Source organism: Streptomyces sp. NPDC016309, from assembly GCF_043077235.1.
GTDB lineage: Bacteria > Actinomycetota > Actinomycetes > Streptomycetales > Streptomycetaceae > Streptomyces.
On the sequence record NZ_JBIBSG010000007.1, the window covers coordinates 277,363 to 297,971 of the forward strand.

Sequence of the window (20,609 nt, forward strand, 5' to 3'; positions counted from 1 at the left end):
ATGGGTGATGTGCCCATGCTCGTCGGAACCTCGGGGTGGCAGTACGCGGACTGGCGCGGCGGTCTCTACCCGGCCGGGCTGCCGCAGCGGCTGTGGCTGGAGGAGTACGTCCGCCACTTCGCGACGGTGGAGAACAACAACGCCTTCTACCGGCTGCCCAGCAGGGAGGTCTTCACCGCCTGGCACGACCGGACCCCGGAGGGGTTCGTCATGGCGGTCAAGGCCAGCCGCTATCTGACCCACATCAAGCGGCTGCGCGACCCCGAGGAGCCAGTGGCACGGCTGCTGGACCGGGCGGAGGGCCTCGGCGACCGGCTGGGGCCCGTCCTGGTCCAGCTACCGCCGAACTTCCGCGAGGACACCGGGGCGCTCGACGCCTGCCTGCGCCGCTTCCCCGGTGGCGTACGGGTGGCCGTCGAGCTGCGCCACCCCTCCTGGTGGGAGGCGGAACGGGAGCTGCGGGCGGTGCTGGAGCGGTACGGCGCCGCCCTGTGCTGGGCCGACCGGGACTCCCGGCCGGTGACACCGCTGTGGCGCACGGCGCCCTGGGGGTACGTGCGGTTCCACGCGGGCGCCGCCACGCCCTGGCCGCGCTACGGGCGCCGGGCGCTCGCGTCCTGGGCGGGCCGGATCGCCGGCGCCTGGGCGGACGGGGACGACGTGTACGTCTACTTCAACAACGACCCGGGCGGCGCCGCCGTCCTGGACGCCGCCGTGTTCGCGCGGGCGGCGGCGGGCCTCGGCCGCACGGTCACGCGTACGCCCACCCGCTGACGGCCCGGATCCCTAGACTCGGCCAACGGGGTTCGCCGGCACGCCACTTGGGGGTCACATGGTCACGGTCCTGTTCGTGCACGGTACGGGGGTCCGCGAGCCGTCGTACACCGCCGCCCTGGAGGCCGTCCGCGCCGGCTTCGCGCGCGTGCGGCCCGACGTGCGGGTCGAGCCGTGCGACTGGGGCTCGGCGCTCGGCTCGTACCTGCGAGCCGGCGGCGTCTCCATCCCCGGGTACGCCACCGACGCCGCCGGGCCGGAGCCGGGCGCGGTGCGGGAGGGCGACGAGGGCACCCCCGGGCCGGAGCGGGTCGCCGTCCGGGAGGACGACGAGGACCGGCTGCGGTGGGCGATGCTGTACGCCGACCCGTTCGCCGAGCTGGGGGCCTACGCGCTGGCGGAGCGGTCGTCCCGCCCGCCGGCACCCGCCTTCGTGCCGGGGGCGGTCGCGCCCGGCGACGCGCTGCTGGACCTGGTCGGCCGGCTGGCCGGCTCGGCAGCGGTCCGCACCGCCTGGGACGCCGCCGTCCCGTCCGTACCCCTCGCCGGGGCCGTGGACGCGCTGCTCGCCGCGCCACCGCTGCGCCGCGCCGCCGCCCTGGCCGCGCCGGAGGGCGACGCCCTGCCCCGGCTGACCGCCCGCGCCCTGACCGCCTGGGCGCTGGCCCGCGCCGGCCGCCCGGCGGGCGAGGTGCCGGTCGCGGCGCGGGACGACCTGGTGGACACGCTCACCGCCGAACTGGGCGGTGACGTCAAGGGCCTCGGTGACGCCCTGGTGGCCGCGCTGGGCTTCTCCGCCCGGCTCTTCGAGCGGTCGGTCGGCTCCCGGATGCTGGTCTCCCGCCGGGCCGCCCTGAGCGGCCGTTCGGTGGGCTTCTTCGGCGACATCGTCAGCTACCTCGTGCGCGGCCGGGCGGTGCGCGACCACGTCGCCGACACGATCCGCGCGCTGCCCGGCCCCGGCCCGGTCGTCGTCCTCGGTCATAGCCTCGGCGGCGTGATCGCCGTGGACCTGCTCACCGACCCGCCGGACGGCGTCTCGGTGGACCTGCTGGTCACGGCCGGCTCCCAGGCACCCCTGCTGTACGAGCTGGACGCGCTGCCCTCCCGCCCCTACGGCAGCGGGCTGCCCACGGCCTTCCCCCGCTGGCTCAACGTCTACGACCGGCGCGACCTGCTCTCCTACCTCGCCGCCGGGGCGTTCGGCCACGACCCCCGGATCACCGACGTGGAGGTGGACAACGGCCAGCCGGTGTCGGCCGCCCACAGCTCCTACTGGGCCAACGAACGGTTCTTCCAGGTGTTGTCCACAGCGCTTCCCGGGTGAACGGAAAACCGCTTAACCTGGTCCATCCGGTACGCAGGGGTACCACACGGCACGGTGCGAGGGGGAACGCGCGTGGCCGCCACGGGAGGTTTCGACGCCGTACAGCTACGGATCCTGCGCGCGTTCGTCGACGCGCTGGAGGATCCGGCCGTCCGGCTGATCAACGACAGCAGCAGGGACCTGTGGCGCCAGATGGTGCACCAGCACATCCCGGGGATGACCGCCGTCAGCTTCAGCGTGCCGCGCCAGGAGTTCCTCAGCGTCGTCCACAACTGCGCCACCATCGACGGCGGCATGGACGGGCTCGTCGCCGCCACCTGCCTGGTCAGCCCCGCCCTGGAGCCGGCCCTGTTCCTGCTGCTGGCCGAGTGGAAGGCCCGCCTCGCCTTCCCCGGCCCCGACTGGGCGCCGCTGCGCCGGGTGCTGGAGGTCCCGGTGTCCGAGCTGGGGCTGCTGGTGGACCGGGCCACGGACGGGCTCGTACCGCTGCCGGAGCACAGCACCACCCCGTGGGAGGCGTTCGTCCACCTCGCCGACCGCAACAGCCGGCCGGGCGCCCTGATGCCGGCGATGGCGTTCCTGGAGCACACGGCCGCCCTGTGTCCGGAAGTCGCGGCGGGAATCGGGGAATTACGCGCCTGGAACGACCACTTCGCACGCCAGTGGCACCTGACCGGTCCGCTGACGGCCCTGCGGACCGCACTCGCCGCCCCTCCCCCCGGCCTGCTGCCCGCCGGCGCCTCCGCCGGGGCCCCCGCCGCGAGCCCGGCGGCCGCCTCCACCGCCCCGGTCAGGCCCCTGATCAGGATCTACGTGAAGGTGGAGCCCGACCGCACGCCCCAGGGCGGGGCCGGCCGCCGGCGCACCGCCCGCGCCCAGCGCTACCACGTCTCCGCCTGCGTGAAGTACACCGATTCGAACGCCCTGCACCGCGATCCGCACACCGAGCCCCGCGAGTCCGTGACCCGCTCCCAACTCCCGTTCGCTGTGGCAGAGTTGCTCACGCATATGACGCAGCTACGCCACTCCCGCGCCGAGAACGCCGCCCTGGAGCTCTTCCTCCCGGCGGAGCTCCTCAACGAACCCGTGGAGTGGTGGGACCGCGACCCCGGCCTGGGGTTCCCCAACTCCCTGCTGAGCCGCTACCGCGAGATCCTGCTGCACAGCCTGGAGCGGGTGCAGCGGCCCGCGTTCCACAACGCCTGGCGGGCCCGCTGGGCGCACTGGCGGACGGGCGAGGGCCCCGGACTGGTGCACGAGTGCGACCCGGAGACGCTGACCGACACCGAGCACCTCGCCCTGCTGGACGCCAAGATCGGGCGGGACGACGACGTGGTGGGCATGGTCCTCAGCCGGCCGCCCCACCGGGACACGGAGCTGGGCTTGAGGGAGATGAGTCTGGCCCTCGACCTCGGGGTACCCATAGTGGTGTATCACCGCGACGACCCGGCGTCGGAGGTGTTCCGCAGCATGATCAGAGAGAGCTTGGCCAATGAGGGACTGGCAGGGCTCCCCGAGCGTGCGCAACAGTGGAAGTCCGATGTCGCCGTCCGTGCCACCGGCACCGCAGCGGGCGGGGCGAGCGCCGTGACCGACCGGGACGTCGAAGCGATCCGGTCCATGAGCATGATCTGGGACGACCCCGAGCTTCTTCTCGAGGGCGGGCAGAGCGCTCCCGCCACCTTTGTAGGGGGGACCGAGTGAACGCGGCGCACCAGGGCGGGCCGCTCTACCGGGGCACCGGAGAGCTGTTACCGGACACACCGTACGAGGACCGGACCTGGCCCGAGGGGCCGCCGTGGCGGGACTTCCGGGCCCCGGCCACCATGCCCCCGCCGCCGGGGGACGACGAGGCCGACCGGCGCCTCGGCCCGCCGGGCCGGCCCCGCACCCCGCGCCCGGAGGAGGTGCGGCTGGTCAACGCCGCCCTCCTGCTGCGCAGACCGCTGCTGGTCAGCGGACGGCCCGGGGTCGGCAAGTCTGGCCTGGCGTACCGGATCGCGCGCGAGCTTCGGCTGGGGCGGGTGCTGCACTGGCCGGTGACCAGCCGCACCACCCTCGCCTCCGGGCTGTACGAGTACGACGCGATCGGCCGCGCCCAGGCCGCCCGGGACGCCGGCGACGGCACCCGTCCGGGGACCGGGAACTACGTGCAGCTCGGCCCGCTGGGCACCGCGCTGCTGCCGTACCGGCTGCCCCGCGTGGTCCTGATCGACGAGATCGACAAGTGCGACGCGGACCTCCCGAACGACCTGCTCACCCTCTTCGAGGACGCCTGGTTCGACGTGCCGCCACTCGTACGGGTGAAGCAGACCGAACCGACGGCGACCGTCCATACGGCTGATCCCGGCGGCACCGCCGTGATCGAGGACGGAGTGGTCAGGGCACACACCTTCCCCGTCGTCGTCATGACCTCGAACGGCGAGCGGGAGTTCCCCGAGGCCTTCATGCGCCGGTGTCTGCGGCTCGACATTCCGGACCCGGACGCGGAGACCCTGGGCGAACTCGTCTCGGGCCATTTCGGCGACCGCCTCGGACCCGCGCAGGAGGCGCTCATCCAGGATTTCCTCCGGCGCAGCACCAGGGTGGGCGGGCTGGCCGCCGACCAGTTGCTGAACGCGGCCCATTTGGCGACCTCGGGCCTCTACCAGCAGGACGGGAACGACGCCGGGGAGTGGCAATCGGTCCTCGCCGCCATTTGGCACCCTCTGGGTGGTGAAGGGGCGGATACGGCGTGACCGGCGACACCTCGGCCGCCCGTGGCACCGACGGGCGGCACCGGCGGGACGGCCCGGCAGACCTGCCGGGCCCCGGCGTGCTGCCCGTCACCGGCCTGTACGCGTGGGAGGTCGCCGACGCCGTGTGGCTGGCGGCCACCCACCCGTGGCTGGCGGGCGGCCGGGAGCACGCGGACGAGGAGAAGACCGACGCCCCGGAGCGGCCACCCGCCGACGGCCCGGCGGCCCACCGGGAGGCCGCCCCCGGCGCCCTCGCCGAGCCGGCCGGGCCCCCCGCCGGCGACCCGCCCCGCCCCGCGCCCGAGGCCCGGGACACCGGCGCCCACGGCACCGGGGCGACCGCCCCCGGCGCACGGGCCCCTGACGACCCCGCACGGGACGGCCCCGCGCCCGGGCGGCCGGCGCCCCGGCACGACGCGCCCCCTGACCCGGCCGGGCCCCCGTCCGCCACCGCCACCGTCCCCGCCGGGCTCACCCGCCGCCCGCCCGGGCCCAGGGAACTCGGCCGGGCGCTGCGCCCGCTGCGCGCCCACCTCGACTCCGTCCACGCCCACACCCTCGACGAGGCGGCCACCGCCGAGCGCATCGCCCTCGCCCCGCACCTGCCACCGGTCCTGGCGCCCGAACGGGAACGGCGGTGGAGCGCGGTCCTGGTCGTCGACAGCGCCCCGCACATGGCCCTGTGGCGCCCCGCCGTCGACCGGTTCCGCTCCGCCCTCCAGGAGTACGGGGCGCTGCGCGACGTGGACGTCCTCACCCTGGACACCGACCGCGCCGACCGGGCCGTGCTGCGCGCCCCGGGCCGGGCGGGCCGCCCCCGGCCCCCGCGCGGACTCGTCGACCCGGCCGGGCGGCGCATCGTGTTCCTGCTGACGGACGGGGCCGCGCCGGCCTGGCGGTCCGGTGCCGCCCAGCGGCTGGCGGCCCTGTGGGGCAGGCACCAGCCGGTCGCCGTGGTGCAGATGCTGCCGCAGCGGCTGTGGTCCGGCACCGGTCTGTTCCCGGTGCGGGTCCGGATGCGCGCCGAGGGGCCCGGGGCGGCGGCCGGACAGGTGCGCTGGACGCCCGCCGAACCGCTCGCGGCCTCGACTCCGCCGGACGCCCCGGGCCGGATCGTGGCCGTCCCGGTGCTGGAGCTGAACCCCGCGTGGCTCGGCCCGTGGGCCCGCTTCATCGCGGGCACCACCCCGCGCTGGGCCGACCTGCCTGCCCTCCTCACCGGCGACCGCGCCCCGGCGCCCGCCGCGCCGCCCGCGCCCCGCCCGGCGGCGGCCGAACTGGTGGCCCGCTTCCGCAACCGCGCCTCGCTCGACGCGTTCGACCTCGCCACCCGGCTGGCCGCCGTCCAGCTCGACCTGGCCACCATGCGGGAGGTGCGGCGGCAGACCATGCCGCGCGCCACGGACGCCCATCTGGCGGAGCTCGTCATCAGCCCGCTGGTGGAACCCCTGCCGGGCTGCGACGGGAATTCCTACCTGTTCGTCGACGGCGTACGGGAAGAACTCCTGGCGGCGGGCAGCAGATCGGCGACGGAAAGCGCCCTGAAGAAAGCGGCCGAATTCCTCGCCCCGCACAACGAGGCGGCCCGGGAACTCCTCGAATACCTGGAGAGCGGGTCGCACCCGGCGGCGCCCGCGTTCCGCGAGGAAAGCCTGCGGTCGGTCGAGGCGACGGCCGACAACTTCCGCTTCCGGCAGGCCGAACACGCGGCCCTCCAGGCCATTTCCGGTTCCCACCGACTCCGCGCACAAAAGCTCGGCGAACACATCGGAACCACCCCTCCGAACGGCCATACCGGCGTTTCGCCGGGTCCCGCCGATGAAAGACTCCCCGTCGACAGCGACCATCCTGTTCCCCCGTCTGGAGGCCCCCTCGTGAGCACGGTCCCCGCCCCGGCACAAACCCCGGCCCAGCAGCCTCCGGCCGGAGGGGGCGGACGACCCGCCATGCCCGCCGTCTGGGGGAACATGCCGCCCCGGAACGTCGTGTTCACGGGCCGGGAGGAACTGCTGGTCGCACTGGAGAACGGCCTGCGCCGGGGCCCCACCGCCGTGCTCCCGCACGCGCTGCACGGAATGGGCGGGGTCGGCAAGTCGCAGCTCGCGCTGGAATACGTGTACCGGCACGCGGCGGAATACCAGGTGGTGTGGTGGATCCCCGCCGAACGGACCACCCAGATCCAGCAGGCGTTCGTCGAACTGGCCCGGCGTCTCCACCTCCCGGTGAGCGCCGAGGCCATTACCGCCGTACCCGCCGTTCTGGAAGCACTGCGCACCGGCAACCCGTACAACAGTTGGCTACTGGTGTTCGACAACGCGGAAAGCCCGGCGGCCGTGCAGGAATACTTCCCGAGCACTCCGGAGGGCGGCCCGGTAGGCTCCGTCATCGTGACATCGCGCAACCCTCAGTGGAACACCTTGGCCCATCCGCTGGAAGTCGATGTGTTCGAGCGGGAAGAGAGCATTCAGCTACTTCGGCGGCGTAATCCCGACCTGTCCGACGAGGACGCGGACATGCTCGCGGAAATCCTCGGCGACCTGCCGCTCGCCGTCGAGCAGGCCTCGGCGTGGCGCGCTGAAACGGGAATGCCGCCCGCCGAATACCGGAGGGTGTTCGAGGAGAAGGCCGCCGAACTGATGGCGGTGTCGCCGCCCACCCAGTACGAGAAGACCGTCGCCACCGCGTGGAACGTGTCCCTCGACCACGTGGAGGGCAAGAACGCCGGTGCCATCCAGCTCCTGGAGCTGTGCACCTACTTCGCCCCCGAGCCGGTCAACCGGCAGTTCTTCTCCAACTCCGTGTCCGAGCCGATCGCCCCCGAGCTGGACCGGATCTTCACCGACCCCATCCGGCTCAGCCGTGCCATCCGGGAGATCAGCCGGTACTCCCTGGCCAAGATCGACCACCGGACGAACTCGATCCAGATGCACCGGCTGGTGCAGGCCGTGCTGGAAGCACGCATGACGGAGGAACAGCGCCGCCGGTTCCGCCACGGCGCCCACCTGCTCCTCGCGGCGAACGCGCCGAGCGACCCGCGCGCACCGCAGAACTGGCAGCGGTTCGGTGAGCTCTACCCGCACGTGATCGCGTCCGGGGCGGCGCTCTCGCCGCACCGCAACGTGCGCCAGATGGTGCACAACGTGGCGGAGTACCTCTTCTACTGGGGCGACCACGCGGCGGCGCTGGACTTCGCGCGCGAGACCTACCGCGAGTGGTGCCGGCTCTTCGGCGAGGACGACCAGCAGACCCTGGTCCTCGGCCGCCACCTGCGGTTCGTGCTGTGGCGGGACGGACGCTACAAGGAGGCAGCCGAACTGGGCGAGCGCATGCTGGCCACGCTGGAAGGTGCCGGTCCGGACCTGGAGGAGGAGTACCTGCGCGTCAAGGGCCAGGTGTCCACCGACCGCCGGGCGCGCGGTGACTTCCGGGGCGCGCTGGAGTTCGACGAGGAGGTCTACGAGCGGGCCGTGCGGGCCTACGGCGACGAGGACCCCGAGACCCTGCTGCACGCCCACAACCTGGGCGTCACCCTGCGCGTCAACGGCCTGTACGCGCGGGCGCTGGAACTGGACCGGGCGAGCTGGCGGACCAAGGTGCAGCTCTTCGGTGCCGACGCGCCCACCACCCTCAGCTCCGAGGCCTGCCTCCACCTGGACAAGCAGGAGCTCGGCGAGTACGCGGCGACGGAGAAGGCCTACGAGGAGGCCATCGACATCCACCGGGACACCTTCGGCGACATGCACCCCAACACGCTGAACGCCATCGCCCGGCTGGGTGTGGCGCAGCGCAAGGCCGGCCACCACACCGCCGCCGAGGCGAACACGCGCAACGCGCGCGACGCGCTGATCGAGCGGTACGGGGAGCGCAGCCCCGACTCGCTCCAGGCGTCGCTCAACCTCTCCATCGACCTGCGCCAGAACGGCTCGTTGCCGGAGGCCCTGAAGCTCGGTGAGCGGGTGCGGGCGCTGTACGCCGACGTCTTCGGCCAGGACCACCCGCACACCGCCGCCGCCGACGCCAACCAGGCGATCACCCTGCGCCTGCTGGACCGGGCGGACCAGGCCCGCAAGCTGAACGAAGCGGCGCTGGCACGCTTCCGGGAGAAGCTGGGGGACGCCCACCCGCACACCCTGATCTGCGCGATCAACCTGGCCAACGATCTGTTCGCGATGGGCGACGCCCCGGGCGCGCTCGCGCTCGACCAGCGGACGTTGCCGTCGCTGGTGACGACGCTCGGCGACGACCACCCGACCGTGCTGGTCCTGCGCGGCAACACGGCCGCCGACCTGCGGGCCCTGGGGCGCACCGGGGAGGCGGAGGAGCTGCACAGGGCGGCCATCGACGGGATCCGGGCGAAGCTGGGCGAGAACCACCCGGCGTGCGGGGACATGCTGGCCTGGCGCCGGGCCAACTGCGACATCGACCCGATGCCGATCTAGGTCGTATCCGGATCGCGGCCGGTGCCCCGGCCCAGCCACTGGGCCAGGGCGACCGGGTCCGGCGGCCGCCCGGAGCGGTCCGTCACGGCGGCGTGGACGGCCGCGACCAGTTCCGGTACGCGGGTCAGGGCGGCGACCGCGTCCGGCGCGGCGCCGGTGTCCGCGAGCGCCAGACCAAGGCCGGTCCACGCCCGGGGCCCGGCGGCACCGGTGGTGATGTCCTGGGCGTAGAGGCGCCGGGCACCGGCGGTGTCCCCGCACGCCCACAGCAGATCGCCCCGGCCGGCGCCGGCGACGCCGGGCACGGAGTCCCCGGACCGGTCGCGCAGCGTGTCGAGCGCCGCCGGATCGGCCAGCCCCACCCGGACGAGCACGGCCCGGGCGTCCAGGTGCCGGGCACCGGAGTCCCGTAACGCCGCCCGGCGCGTCGGCAGCCGGGGCGGGCGGTTCCGGTCACCGCTCCAGGCGATCGCCAGGGCCTCGACGTCCCCGTCCAGAGGCCGCACGTGGGCCAGGCGCCAGGTCGCCCGGTGGTCGGCGGCCATCCGGTGGGCGAGCCGTTCCCCGGGGCCGTCGCCGAGGGCCGCGCCCAGTCGCCGTACGGTACCGAGGAGGGTCTCCAGGGCGCTGCGGCCCGCCTCGGTGAGAGCGGGATCGAGACTCAGCTCCGCCACGATCCGGTCGAGCCGTCCCAGCCACAGGGCGCTTTCGAAGCGTGCCGCGCCCTCCCGCGTACCCCCGGGGAGCCGGTTGGCGTACGCCTGCCAGAACCGGGCCACGGCCATGAAGGCGTACGCCCCCTGGAGCATCCCACCGAGAGGGCGGGGGTCGTCACGCCAGGGCGCGTAGTACAGCCGGTCCGCGACCCCCGGTTCGTACAGGGGGCACAGGTGCATCAGCGCGCTGAGCTTGCTGTGCTGGAGTTCGTGCACGAGCGTCGCCGCGCACAGGGCCACCGATGCGGGGAGCGAGGACGCCATGCCGCCGACGCCGTGTCCGCTGGTGACGCTGAGGACCCGGAACGGCTCCTGGGCGGCGATGGGTTGGAGCGAGCGCATCAGCACGCTGGCCGCTTCGGCGGACGGGGGGTCGACGTCCGCCAGCAGCGCGTGCGCCTCGCGGAGCAGGCGGCTCCAGGTGCCCGCCGCGGACGGTGTGAGCCGTCGGGCGGCCCCGTGGGGCGGAGGTGCGATCCGGTGGTGTCCCACGTCGTCGAGGACGACCCGCGGCGGCCGGTCGGGGACGAGGGACACACGGCGTACCGGCAGCCAGCCCGGTGTGTTCCGCTCCGGGGGGCCGGGCAGGTGGAGCCGCCCGTAGCGGCCGGTGACGCTGGGCCGCCCGCCGGTCGACCGGACGTCGGCCGTGTCCCAGAGCGCCGGTCGCCGGTGTGCCGTGGGGAGCCGCGCCAGGCCCAGGGTGGGCAGCCACACACCGCCCCGGCGCGCGGGGACGGGTAACGAGAAGGAGAGCCCCGCGCGGATGGCGGCGACCGCGGCCAGGGTGTGGAGATGGCCGGCGTCCACCCACAGGGGGGTGTCCGCACGGTGGGGGCGCCGGAGCCGGGTCAGCAGGCCGCTGAGCCAGATTCCCGTTTCGGGCAGGAGGAGCAGGTCTTCGACGGCCGTTCCGGGATCGTGCCGCTGGGCGGCCGCCAGCAGGTTCCATGCGACCTGGGGCTCGGGGAGGGGGGCCGTCACACCGGCCAGCCGGGTCAGGGTGTCCATCAGCAGGTCGAACAGCAGCAGGCGATGGCTGAACTCGGCGCCGGCGAGCGCCTCGAGCGCTCCGCTCCCACCGGCTCCGCCGGCGAGTTCGTGGAAGTGGCCTGGTGTCAGTGAATGCCGCGACTCCGCTTCGTGCAGAGAGTCAGGGCGCATACCGTCCCTCTGTGCCGCCGGACCGGCTCATCAGGAAGTCCAGCTTCCGTTCTGGCTTCCGGTGGACTCGCTTCCCGCCGCGCGTCCCGCGTCCGCCAGCAGCCGGGCCTTGGCAACCGCTCTGGTGTCGTCGGGCCGGGAACGCAGGTCCTCCAGGGAGGTGCCCGTGAGGACGGGCAGGTCCGACATGATGGCGGTTTCCGGCTTTTCCACTGCCGTAGACCTCCCCCGGTGTCCGAGCGGTGTTCGATCCGCCGCCCTTACATGATGTCCTAAGCACCCACCGCTGGAAACATGCGCTACCGGACAGCCTGTCCGCCTCCCGGTGTCCCGTGGCCGAATCGCGGAGCCTCAACCACCATGGGAGACAGGGGCGGTGAACCATTCCGGATAGTCGCCGAGGACCTCACGGAGGTCGTCGCGCGCGGTGGTGCCCGGGTCCACCAGGGACACCGCCTCCCACAGGCGGGTGAGGCCGTCGCGGAAGCTCACGCACGTGTCGATGAGCCCCAGGATCTCCAGGCGGGTCTCGGCCCGGCGGGGCACGCTGCCGGACATCGGGGCGGGCAGGAGGCCGATGACCTGGCCCCGCGACGCGGGGTCGCGCATGACCTCCAGGGCGGCGAGCGCGTCGTGCAGGCGGCCCTTGTCGGCCAGATCCAGCGCGCGGCGGGGTGCCGGGCGGGCGGGGGCGGGCACGTGGGGGCGGGTGCCCCGGGTGCGGACGGCCTCCCCGTCGCCCTCGAACCACAGGGACGTGGTGGTGCCGAACCTGCCGCGCAGCGCTTCGGCGAGCGGCCGGGGGGACGCGTACCAGTCGGGGTGCTCGCGCAGCAGCCGGAGCGCCTCGGTGCTGAACACCCCGGAGCGCAGCCCGTTGCGGGCGGTCTGGCCGGGGCCGCAGGCGAACAGCACGTGCTGGTCGGCGTGTTGCCGGGGGGTGGCCCTGGGCAGGGGGTCCGGGCGGAGGGCGCCGGCGGTCGCGGCGGCGTCGGCGTGGGTCTGGCAGGCGTCGAGGAGCCAGAGCTGGCGCGGGTGGCCGGGGGCGCCGTCCGAGCGGTAGAAGGCGAGGGCGGCCTCGACGTCCAGGCAGCGCAGGTCGTGCGGGACGGCGTCGGCGAACAGCAGCCGCCGGTCGCGGTCGGCGTCGATCAGGCCGTGGCCGGACCACGCGACGTACAGCCGGTCGCTGCGTTCGGCGGCGAGTTCGCGGGTGAGCACCCGGTGGACGGTGTCGCGGTCGGCCGGCCGGTAGGGGACGCCGGCGGTGCCGGCGAGGGCCGCGTTGCGGGCGAGGGGCGACAGCAGGAGGGTGATGTCCCCGTCCCGCACGCCGAGTTCACGCAGCCGGCCGAGGTGGCCGAGTGCGTCGCGCACCGGGCCGTCCAGGTCCCAGGCCGAGCCGGCCTCGTAGGACTCCACCCCGACGACGAGCGCCCGCATGCGTACCTCCCCGTTCCAGGGTAGGCCCGAACGGACCCAGGGCGTCTAGGTGTTGAGGAGATCCAGGCCCTCCTCCCAGCGGAACTCCACGGTCCTGACGCGGTCGGGGTCCTGGGTGCCCAGGCGGACGCCCATCCCCCGGAGCGTCTCCAGGCTCCGCCGGTAGGCGGGGTGGGCGGCCTGGGCGGTGCTGAGGCACGGCAGGGCGGCGATCGGGACGCCCATGCCGTACGCCTCGCAGAGGATGCCCAGCGCGAGGGTGTCGGAGATCCCGGCGGCCCACTTGTTGAGGGTGTTGAACGTGGCGGGGGCGACCACGACGGCGTCCGGGTCCGGCAGGGGGCGGGGGTCCCCGGGGCGGCGCCAGGCGGAGCGGATGGGGTACCCGGTCTGTGCCTCGACGGCGTCGGTGTCGATGAAGCCGAGGGCGAGCGGGGTGGCCACCACGCCGACGTCCCACCGCCGTTCCTGTGCGGCGGTGATGAGCTTGCCGACGTCGGCGGCGACCCCGGCCGCGCAGACGACGACGTACAGGAAGGGTTTCGGCGGCTGGTGCGGCACGTGCGGTCTCCGGTGGGGTGTCGTGGGGCGGGACGGTGGCCGGTCCCGGTGCGGTACACCGATGGTGGCGCAGGGGGCGCGGCCGGCGGTAGGTACCCTGAGCCCGTCGCGGACTCTCCCATCACCTCGCCCGTACGGCGCAGTTGTCGCGCCGCGCGTCGGCCGGGGTGGCGGATCGATCGGAATCAGGCAGGTGCACAGGGTGCTGGTGGCGGATCGGTACCGGCTGGAGTCGCCCATCGGCCGCGGTGCGATGGGCGAGGTCTGGCGCGCCACGGACGAGGTGCTGGGCCGGCCGGTGGCGATGAAGCTGCTGCTGGGGGACGACTCGGACGCGCAGACGGCGGCCCGGTTCCGGCTGGAGGGCCAGACGGCGGCCCGGCTGAGCCATCCGCACGTGGTGGCGGTGTTCGACTTCGGGGCCTGGGAGGGCCGTTTCTACCTGGTCATGGAGCTGGTGGAGGGCCGCAGTCTGGCGCAGGAGCTGGCGGCCACCGGCTCGTTGCCGGCGGCGAGGGTGGCCGCCGTGGCCGCGCAGACCGCGGCGGGGCTGGCGTCGGCGCACCGGCAGGGGATCGTGCACCGGGACATCAAGCCGGGGAACCTGATGGCGGACGCGGACGGGACGGTGAAGCTCGGGGACTTCGGGATCGCCCGGTTCGTCGACGATCCGGCCGCCGCGCTCACCCAGGCGGGGCAGATCGTCGGCACCAGCCTGTACCTGGCGCCGGAGCGGGCGCTGGGGCAGCCGGCCGGGCCCGCGTCGGACGTGTACTCGCTGGGGTGCGTGCTGTACCACCTGCTCACCGGGCGGCCGCCGTTCCACGCCGACACCGCGACGGCGATCCTCTACCAGCACATCGACACAGCGCCCGTACCGCCGCTGCGGCTGGGGGTGGACGTGCCGCCCGCGTTCGAGAACTACCTGCTGGGCATGCTGGCCAAGCAGCCGGAGGAGCGGCCCACCGCGCAGGAGGTCGCCGACTGGTTCGCGTCGGGCGCCTGGCAGGGGCGGGCGCAGTCGCTCCCCGGCCCGGCCACGGCTCCGGCCGCCGCGCCCGCCCCGGCGCACCGGGGGCCCGCGCGCGTCGCGGCCACGGCACCCGTCGCGGCGCCCGTCCGCCCCGGCGGCCCCCTGCCGACGGCGGCGCCCGTTCCGCCGGGGCCGGCGGGTGGCGGTGCGGGGACGACGTACGCGATGCCGAGCGTCCCGCGGCAGGGCGGGCGGGGCCGGCGTGCCCTGCCGGCCCAGCACGGGGTGGGCGGGGCACGGCAGTTCGTCCGGCGGCGGCCGCGGGTGGCGAGCCTGATCGCCGGGAGCGTGGCGTTCTTCGCCGCCGTGCTGGTGGGCATGGCCCTGTTCTCGCCCGACTCGACGTCGGCGGACACCCCGCAGGTCGAGATCGCGGTGACCCCCACCGACCCGGGCACCACCACCGGCCACTAGGGAGCGTGCGGGACACCGCGGCCCGGGAGGGACCGGGCGGACCCGGCCTGGTCCGGCCGGGGCTTCCCGGCCGCGCGTCCCTTCGGGGGGCCGGGTGCGCGCGGGCAGGCGAGGGGGCGGGTCAGGGGACGTCGGCCAGGGGCGGCATCTCGCCTTCCGCCCTGCTCATGTCGATGACCGAGAAGGCCGCGCCCTGCGGGTCGTGCAGGCTGGCGAAGCGGCCGAAGGGGGTGTCCATGGGGCCCCAGACGGCGGTCCCGCCGCGTTCGGTCGCCCTCGCCACCGCCGCGTCGCAGTCGTCGACGCCGAAGTACACGTTGATGTACGGCGGGACCTCGGGCGGGAACTCGTCGGTCATCGCCATCCGGCCCAGGACGGGGTCCTCACCGACGTGGAAGACCCGGAAGTCCATGCCGTCAGGGGTCTCCATGGTCTTGGCCCGGTAGGGGAAGACGGCCGGGAAGAAGGCGTCGGACTTCGCCAGCTCGCGGGTGAAGACCTCCGCCCAGCAGAACGCGCCCGGCTCGCCCCGGACGTCGAACCCCTCGTGAGTGCCCGACTGCCACACGCCGAAGACCACGCCCCCGGGGTCGCGGGCCAGCACCATGGAGCCGAAGTCACCGACCCGCATCGGCTCCATCAGGAGCTCGCCGCCGTTGTCGCGGATCTTGCGGGCGGTGGCCTCCGCGTCCGGGGAGGCGAAGTACAGGCACCAGGCCGACTGGCCCTCCGCCCCGGGCATCGGCGGTACGACGGCGGCCACCGCGCGGCCGTTCGCGTACGCCTCGGTGTAGTTGCCGAACTCGGTCTGCGACTCGCCGAACGTCCAGCCCAGCACGTCTCCGTAGAAGCTCTTCGCGCCTTCGACGTCCGCGAACATCGCGTCCGCCCAGCACGGCACGCCTTCCGGTTGCACCGGCATGATTCCGTCCCTTTTCCGCTGTTCCGGTCAGGAATTTCACGCTAGCGAGCATTCCGACGGGGCGCGCGCCGACACGGACCCACGGGCAAGGGACTCCCCTCGTGGCCCCCTGCCCGTGTTTTTTCGAGTTAACAGTGACGTAGAGTGGTTGCGCAAGTCTGCTTCTGATGCGGGAGTGGGATGCTCCGCTTTGTCTCCGTCGATTACAGTACGAGCCCGTTGACGGATTCGAACTCGCGCGACGTGGGGACCCCGATGAGCGACGGCGAACAGCGCGGCGGCGGACAGCCCACGCCGCCGCACCGGGGCACGCCCGAACTCCGGACGTTGCAGCAGAAGGTCGAGTACATGGTCGAGAAGACCTTCCCGGGCCAGAAGATCTCGGGGCGGGTCTTCGCCGACCTGGTGAAACAGCGCGGCGGATCCCTCTCCCACAGCTACTTCTCCAACATCCTGGCCGGGAAGGTCACCCACCCTTCCGAGGACATCCTCAAGGCCCTCGGCCTGGGCTTCGGCGTCGACTGGCGGTTCTTCAAGGACGAGTCGGAAGTCGTGGACGACGTCGTCGCGGGCCTCCAGTTCCTGGCGAAACGGCGCACCGGGGAGATCAGCGGGGTCGCCGCGCGCGGCAACGACGAGGACGGCATCCCGGCGGAACTGCTGGAATTCGCCCTCGCACTGCTGGAGGAGACCAAGCAGCCCGGGCGGCAGAACGCCGGACCGGACGAGCCGGACGGCCGGTAAACTCGCCGATCATCACGAGGGCAAGAGGCGTCCATGTCCATGCGCGAGCTGAGAAAAGAGTGCGAAGCCGGACTCGCGGACCTACCCATTCCGGCCCCCTTCACCATCGAGGGGCTGGTGGCCAACATGGAGGCCGCCCGGGGCCGCACCATCGTCCTGCGTGAACTGCCCGACCGCCTGGCGCGCGTCAACGCCGCCTGCGGGCTCCGGCTCAGCTCCGGCACCACCAGCTTCGTCCTCTACCGCCGGCGCCCCACCGCGTACCAGACGCAACACGTCATCCTGCACGAGCTGTGCCACGAGTGGTTCGACCACGGGGCGAGCCTGGACGCCGCCCAACTGCGGCGGCTGCTGCCGGTGTTCGACACCTCGCTGATCTCCCGGGTGCTCGACTCGGGCGCCACCGTCCAGGCCCGGGCGCAGTACGACACGCACGACGAACGGGTGGCCGAATTCGGTGCCTCGCTGATACCCCGGATGGCGCGGGACATGACGAGTGATGACATGGTGGGGCGGCTCGCCAACTCCCTGTCGCGGCCGGTCGCGAACCGGCGACGGGGGTTCTTCCGACGGAACCGCTGAGCACCGCTCGACCGCTGAGACCGAGGACCTTCCCGTGACCGCACTCGATCTGGTCGGCTACCTCATAGCCGGCCTGATGACCGCCGTCGCCCTGTGGCGCATGCCGGCCGCCCTGTGGGGCGACGAGGAGGACCGGCGCCGACGGGCACTGTGGGGCTGCTACGCGGGGTTCGCCGCCGCCCTGTGGACCAAGACGGAGGCCGTGCGCACCGGGCTCAACAACAGTCCCGTCGTCGACCTCGCCGTCCTCATCAAGCACTACACGTCGACGGTGGCGATCCTCGCCATCCTCAGCTACATCGTCGCCATCTACGGCCACTATCCGGCCGACGGCACGGTCCCGCGGCACGTCCGGTTCGCCCGCACGGTCCAGCAGGTCGCGGCGAAGGCGTCCGTCGCGACGCTCGTCCTGCTGACCGTGCTGTTCTTCACGGTCGTCGACCGTTCCACCCCCTCCGACCGGTTCGTGTCCGACCACGCCGGGCAGTGGGGCGCCACGCTCTACATGAGCGTGTTCTACCTCTACCTGGGCGCCGCGTCCGCCGTCTGCGCGTACCAGTGGGCCCTGGCGACCGGCAACGCGAGCCTGCGGCACCTGCGGGTCGGGCTCGGCATGATGACCGCCGCCATGTTCATCGGCGTCGCCTACACGGTGAGCCGGACGCTGTTCATGTGGGCCAGCGTCCTCCACCGGCCCGGTCACGCCTTCGCCCAGAACTTCGACAAGGCCACCGAGCTGGCCCAGGACGTGCTGTTCGCGCTCTTCGCGGTGGGCGCGTCCATCCCGGCGTGCAGCAAGGGCTGGCGGCGGGTGAAGCTCTGGCGGGCCCAGGCGCGGCTGCACCCGCTGTGGCGGGAACTGATGACCGCCTTCCCCGACCAGCCCTTCGAGCCGCCGGCCCCGCTGGTGCGGGAGCTGACCCGGTTCGGCACCCCCTCGGACCTGCGGGTCGACCGGTGGGCCGCCGACATCGCCGACGCGGTGGAGAAGCTGCGGCACTACGTGCCGGACGGCCTGCTCGACGCCGCCGCGTCCGCCGCGGGCGGTCCGGGACCCCTCGCCGACGCGTACTGGATCAAGGCGGCCCTGGCCGCCAAGGCGGACGGGGCACCGGCCGGGAAGGCCGCCGCCGTGCGCCAGCGGCACGCCACCGACCAGGACGACGAGGTGGCGTGGCTGGTACGGGTCGCCGCGGCCTACCGGAGGGTCGGCGCGGACCGGGCGCGCGCCCTGCTCGCCCCCCTGGAGCGCACGTCATGAGCCGCCCCACGGGCACCGGCCCGGAGACCACCGTCCGCCCCGGCGCCACGCGGACCACCGGCCCGGACACCACCGGCCCGCATGCCACCGGCCCGGAGGCCACCGTCCGCCCCGGCGCCGCCGCCGGCGACGACCGCGGTGGGGCCGCGCGTACCGTCACCGACGTCCTCCAGCCCCGCAACGTCCTGCTGGCCGGCATGCTCGGCATCGGCTGGGCGGCGGCCGGCCACTGGTCCGGCCTGCTGTGGGGCCTCCTCGGCGCGCTGTGCGCGGGGCTCGTCCCGGCCGGGTACATCGAGTGGGAGCGGGGGCGCGGCACATGGGGCGACCGGCACGTCGTCGACCGCACCAAACGGGCGCCGATCTTCTTCGTGATCCTGGGCTCCATCGGCACCGGCTCGGTCGTCATGGTCCTGGGGCACGCCCCGGCGGGGATCCTGGCCGCCATGCTGGCGCTGTGGGTGATGACCGTGGGGCTGCTCGCGGTGAACACCGTCTGGAAGATCTCCGTCGACTCGGCCGTCGCCTCGGCCGTGGTCGCCCTGCTGTCGGTGGTTCACTCGCCCTGGTGGCTGGCGGCGTACGCGATGACCACCGCCGTGTGCTGGTCCCGGGTGGCGCTGCGTTACCACACGATCGCGCAGACGGTCGCGGGCGCGGCGCTGGGCGCGGCGACCGCGGCGGCGGCCTGGTTCATGTGAGCCGTCGGGCCACCCCTGGTGGCGGTCAGCCGGCGGCCAGGAGCTCCGCGAGGAACGCGTCCAGCTCCTCCAGGCGCTCCTGGCCTTCGGGGATCTCGTGGTAGGTCCGTTCCAGGAAGCGGCGCAGCGAGGGCACCCACACGGTGAAGACGGCGGTGTGCAGCAGTTCTATTCGCAGCTCCTCCCGGGTGCCGTTGAGAACCGGCCACATCCGTACGTCGCCCTCGCCGACCGCGTGGGCCATGCCGTCCCGGAGCATGTCGCGGTCCAGGCGCCACTCGGCGTACACGAACCCGGCGTGGGTGAAGCCGACCGTCACCGCGTACGGGTCGCGCGGGTCGTAGGTCAGGTGGGCCAGGACGGGGAGCTCGTGGCCGTCCGGCGAGAGAAGTCGCATGAAGACCTTGTCACGCAGGACCGCGTTCATGTCGTTCCTCCTGAGGGATGGGGGACGGGAGCCCCCTAGCAGGTGCCCCGGGAAACCCGAGTAATGCGGAGGAGGGGGTGACCCGCGGTACTCCGGTCGGCCCTCTCCCGCCCTGCGGGGGGTGCGCCCCGTCCCTACCGTGGCTGAATGATCGTCAGTTCGTTTCTGGCCGCCGCCCTGCTGTTCGTCCCCGCGGTGCCCGGGGTGCCCGGGGTGCCCGGTGGTCCGGCCGCCGGGCCGCGCCCCGTCGAGCCGGTGCCGCCGCCCGCGGCCGTACGCGTCGACCCGGCGGTCCTGCACCGCCCCGGCACCCAGGTGCGGGTCCCGCCCGGCGTCGCGGCGCCGCCCCGGCTGTCCGCCCGGTCCTGGCTGGTGGCCGACGCCGCCACCGGTGACGTGCTGGCCGCCCACGACGCCCACCGGCGGCTGCCGCCCGCCTCCACACTGAAGACGCTGTTCGCGCTGGCGACCCTGCCCGGCCTGCCGGCCCAGCGGCAGCACACGGTGAGCGAGCACGAGCTGCGGGGCATCGGGGAGGGCAGCAGCCTGGTGGGCGTGCGCGAGGAGGTCACCTACCGGGTGGCCGACCTGTGGCGCGGGGTCTTCCTCAGCTCCGGCAACGACGCCGTCCGCGTCCTCGCGGGCCTCGGCGGCGGCTGGGAGGCCACCACCCACAAGATGCAGGCCACCGCCCGGGTCCTGGGCGCCCTGGACACCCGGGTGGTGTCCCCCGACGGGTACGACGCCCCGGGCCAGGTCTCGTCGGCGTACGACCTCGCGGTCTTCGGCCGGGCCGGGCTGCGCGACCCGGACTTCGCCCGGTACGCCGCCACCGCGTACGCCAAGTTCCCGGCGGGACGCTGGTCGTACGGCATCCGCAACACCAACCGGCTGCTCACCGGCGCCGACGGGGTGCGGCGGTACCCGGGGCTCCTCGGCATCAAGAACGGCTACACCACCCACGCGGGCCACACCCTGATCGCGGCCGCCCGCAAGGGGGCGCGCACGCTGGTCGTCTCGGTGATGAACCCGCGCCGGGGCGGTGCCCACGCGGTGTACGAGGAGGCCCGCGACCTGCTGGACTGGGGCTTCGCGGCGGCGCCGCACGTCCGACCGGTGGGCTCCCTGCTGCCCCCGCGCGCCACGCTCCCGGTCCGGGCGGCCGCCGCCCCGGCGTCCCCGCGCACCACCCCGCCCGCACCGCCCGCACCGCCCACGGCGGCCGCGTCCACGGCGCCCGTCGCCGCCGCGACCGCCCGCGGTGACGGCGGGACGGGCCTCCTGCTGACCGTCACGTTCATCGGCTCGGCCTGTCTGGCCGCGGCCGCCCTGTGGCTGGCCCGCCGGCGGAGTGAGCGGTGAA

17 protein-coding genes are annotated in these 20,609 nt (G+C 74.1%); 11 read left to right on the forward strand and 6 right to left on the reverse strand.

Annotated features, from left to right (window positions below; translation table 11 throughout):
• Positions 1–9: 9 nt before the first annotated feature.
• The 5 genes from ACF068_RS19900 to fxsT all read left to right on the forward strand — a co-directional run bounded on the left by ACF068_RS19900 (position 10) and on the right by fxsT (position 9,278).
• Positions 10–774 carry a DUF72 domain-containing protein gene (locus tag ACF068_RS19900; protein ID WP_392275704.1) on the forward strand — a complete coding sequence of 255 codons (765 nt, stop codon included), beginning with the start codon at positions 10–12 and terminating at the stop codon, positions 772–774.
• Between the two features lie 58 nt (positions 775–832).
• Positions 833–2,101, forward strand: a complete 1,269-nt coding sequence (locus tag ACF068_RS19905; RefSeq protein ID WP_392275560.1) for an alpha/beta fold hydrolase — start codon at positions 833–835, stop codon at positions 2,099–2,101.
• A 72-nt stretch (positions 2,102–2,173) separates the two neighbouring features.
• Positions 2,174–3,805 carry a hypothetical protein gene (locus ACF068_RS19910; protein ID WP_392275561.1) on the forward strand — a complete coding sequence of 544 codons (1,632 nt, stop codon included), beginning with the start codon at positions 2,174–2,176 and terminating at the stop codon, positions 3,803–3,805.
• The gene (locus ACF068_RS19915) at positions 3,802–4,839 is read left to right on the forward strand and encodes an AAA family ATPase (protein WP_392275562.1); all 1,038 of its coding nucleotides are present in this window, start codon (positions 3,802–3,804) and stop codon (positions 4,837–4,839) included. Before ACF068_RS19910 ends, ACF068_RS19915 begins: the two co-directional genes overlap by 4 nt.
• A complete protein-coding gene (gene fxsT / locus ACF068_RS19920) occupies positions 4,836–9,278 on the forward strand; it encodes an FxSxx-COOH system tetratricopeptide repeat protein (RefSeq protein WP_392275563.1) in 4,443 nt (1,480 codons plus the stop codon). The genes ACF068_RS19915 and fxsT overlap by 4 nt, the downstream gene beginning before the upstream one ends.
• Here the strand turns inward: fxsT and ACF068_RS19925 are convergent.
• The 4 genes from ACF068_RS19925 to ACF068_RS19940 form a co-directional block, all read right to left on the reverse strand.
• Entirely contained in the window at positions 9,275–11,158 is a 1,884-nt protein-coding gene (locus ACF068_RS19925; protein ID WP_392275564.1) for an aKG-HExxH-type peptide beta-hydroxylase, read from the reverse strand. The genes fxsT and ACF068_RS19925 overlap by 4 nt on opposite strands.
• A gap of 30 nt (positions 11,159–11,188) precedes the next feature.
• The gene (locus ACF068_RS19930) at positions 11,189–11,371 is read right to left on the reverse strand and encodes a hypothetical protein (protein WP_392275565.1); all 183 of its coding nucleotides are present in this window, start codon (positions 11,369–11,371) and stop codon (positions 11,189–11,191) included.
• 138 nt (positions 11,372–11,509) lie between these two features.
• The gene (locus ACF068_RS19935; RefSeq protein WP_392275566.1) at positions 11,510–12,601 is read right to left on the reverse strand and encodes a hypothetical protein; all 1,092 of its coding nucleotides are present in this window, start codon (positions 12,599–12,601) and stop codon (positions 11,510–11,512) included.
• 45 nt (positions 12,602–12,646) lie between these two features.
• The gene (locus ACF068_RS19940) at positions 12,647–13,162 is read right to left on the reverse strand and encodes a flavoprotein (protein ID WP_392275567.1); all 516 of its coding nucleotides are present in this window, start codon (positions 13,160–13,162) and stop codon (positions 12,647–12,649) included.
• 253 nt (positions 13,163–13,415) lie between these two features.
• Between ACF068_RS19940 and ACF068_RS19945 the strand changes: the two genes are divergently transcribed.
• Complete coding sequence (locus tag ACF068_RS19945; protein WP_392275705.1) at positions 13,416–14,609, forward strand: serine/threonine-protein kinase; 1,194 nt, start codon at positions 13,416–13,418, stop codon at positions 14,607–14,609.
• Positions 14,610–14,730: 121 nt separating this feature from the next.
• Here the strand turns inward: ACF068_RS19945 and ACF068_RS19950 are convergent, their stop codons facing one another.
• The gene (locus ACF068_RS19950) at positions 14,731–15,531 is read right to left on the reverse strand and encodes a VOC family protein (RefSeq protein ID WP_392275568.1); all 801 of its coding nucleotides are present in this window, start codon (positions 15,529–15,531) and stop codon (positions 14,731–14,733) included.
• 255 nt (positions 15,532–15,786) lie between these two features.
• On the opposite strand from ACF068_RS19950, the gene ACF068_RS19955 reads away from it, so the two are divergent.
• From ACF068_RS19955 to ACF068_RS19970, 4 genes are read left to right on the forward strand one after another with little or no spacing between them, the layout of a single operon-like run.
• The gene (locus ACF068_RS19955) at positions 15,787–16,275 is read left to right on the forward strand and encodes a hypothetical protein (RefSeq protein WP_392275569.1); all 489 of its coding nucleotides are present in this window, start codon (positions 15,787–15,789) and stop codon (positions 16,273–16,275) included.
• Positions 16,276–16,308: 33 nt separating this feature from the next.
• Complete coding sequence (locus ACF068_RS19960) at positions 16,309–16,857, forward strand: toxin (protein ID WP_392275570.1); 549 nt, start codon at positions 16,309–16,311, stop codon at positions 16,855–16,857.
• Positions 16,858–16,891: 34 nt separating this feature from the next.
• Complete coding sequence (locus ACF068_RS19965) at positions 16,892–18,118, forward strand: MAB_1171c family putative transporter (protein ID WP_392275571.1); 1,227 nt, start codon at positions 16,892–16,894, stop codon at positions 18,116–18,118.
• Entirely contained in the window at positions 18,115–18,819 is a 705-nt protein-coding gene (locus ACF068_RS19970; RefSeq protein ID WP_392275572.1) for a hypothetical protein, read from the forward strand. The genes ACF068_RS19965 and ACF068_RS19970 overlap by 4 nt, the downstream gene beginning before the upstream one ends.
• Before the next feature lie 25 nt (positions 18,820–18,844).
• On the opposite strand, the gene ACF068_RS19975 is transcribed toward ACF068_RS19970, so the two are convergent.
• A complete protein-coding gene (locus tag ACF068_RS19975; RefSeq protein ID WP_392275573.1) occupies positions 18,845–19,246 on the reverse strand; it encodes an SsgA family sporulation/cell division regulator in 402 nt (133 codons plus the stop codon).
• Between the two features lie 147 nt (positions 19,247–19,393).
• Between ACF068_RS19975 and ACF068_RS19980 the strand changes: the two genes are divergently transcribed.
• Positions 19,394–20,608: a D-alanyl-D-alanine carboxypeptidase family protein gene (locus tag ACF068_RS19980; protein WP_392275574.1), complete on the forward strand. Its 1,215-nt coding sequence runs from the start codon at positions 19,394–19,396 to the stop codon at positions 20,606–20,608.
• Position 20,609: the final 1 nt, after the last annotated feature.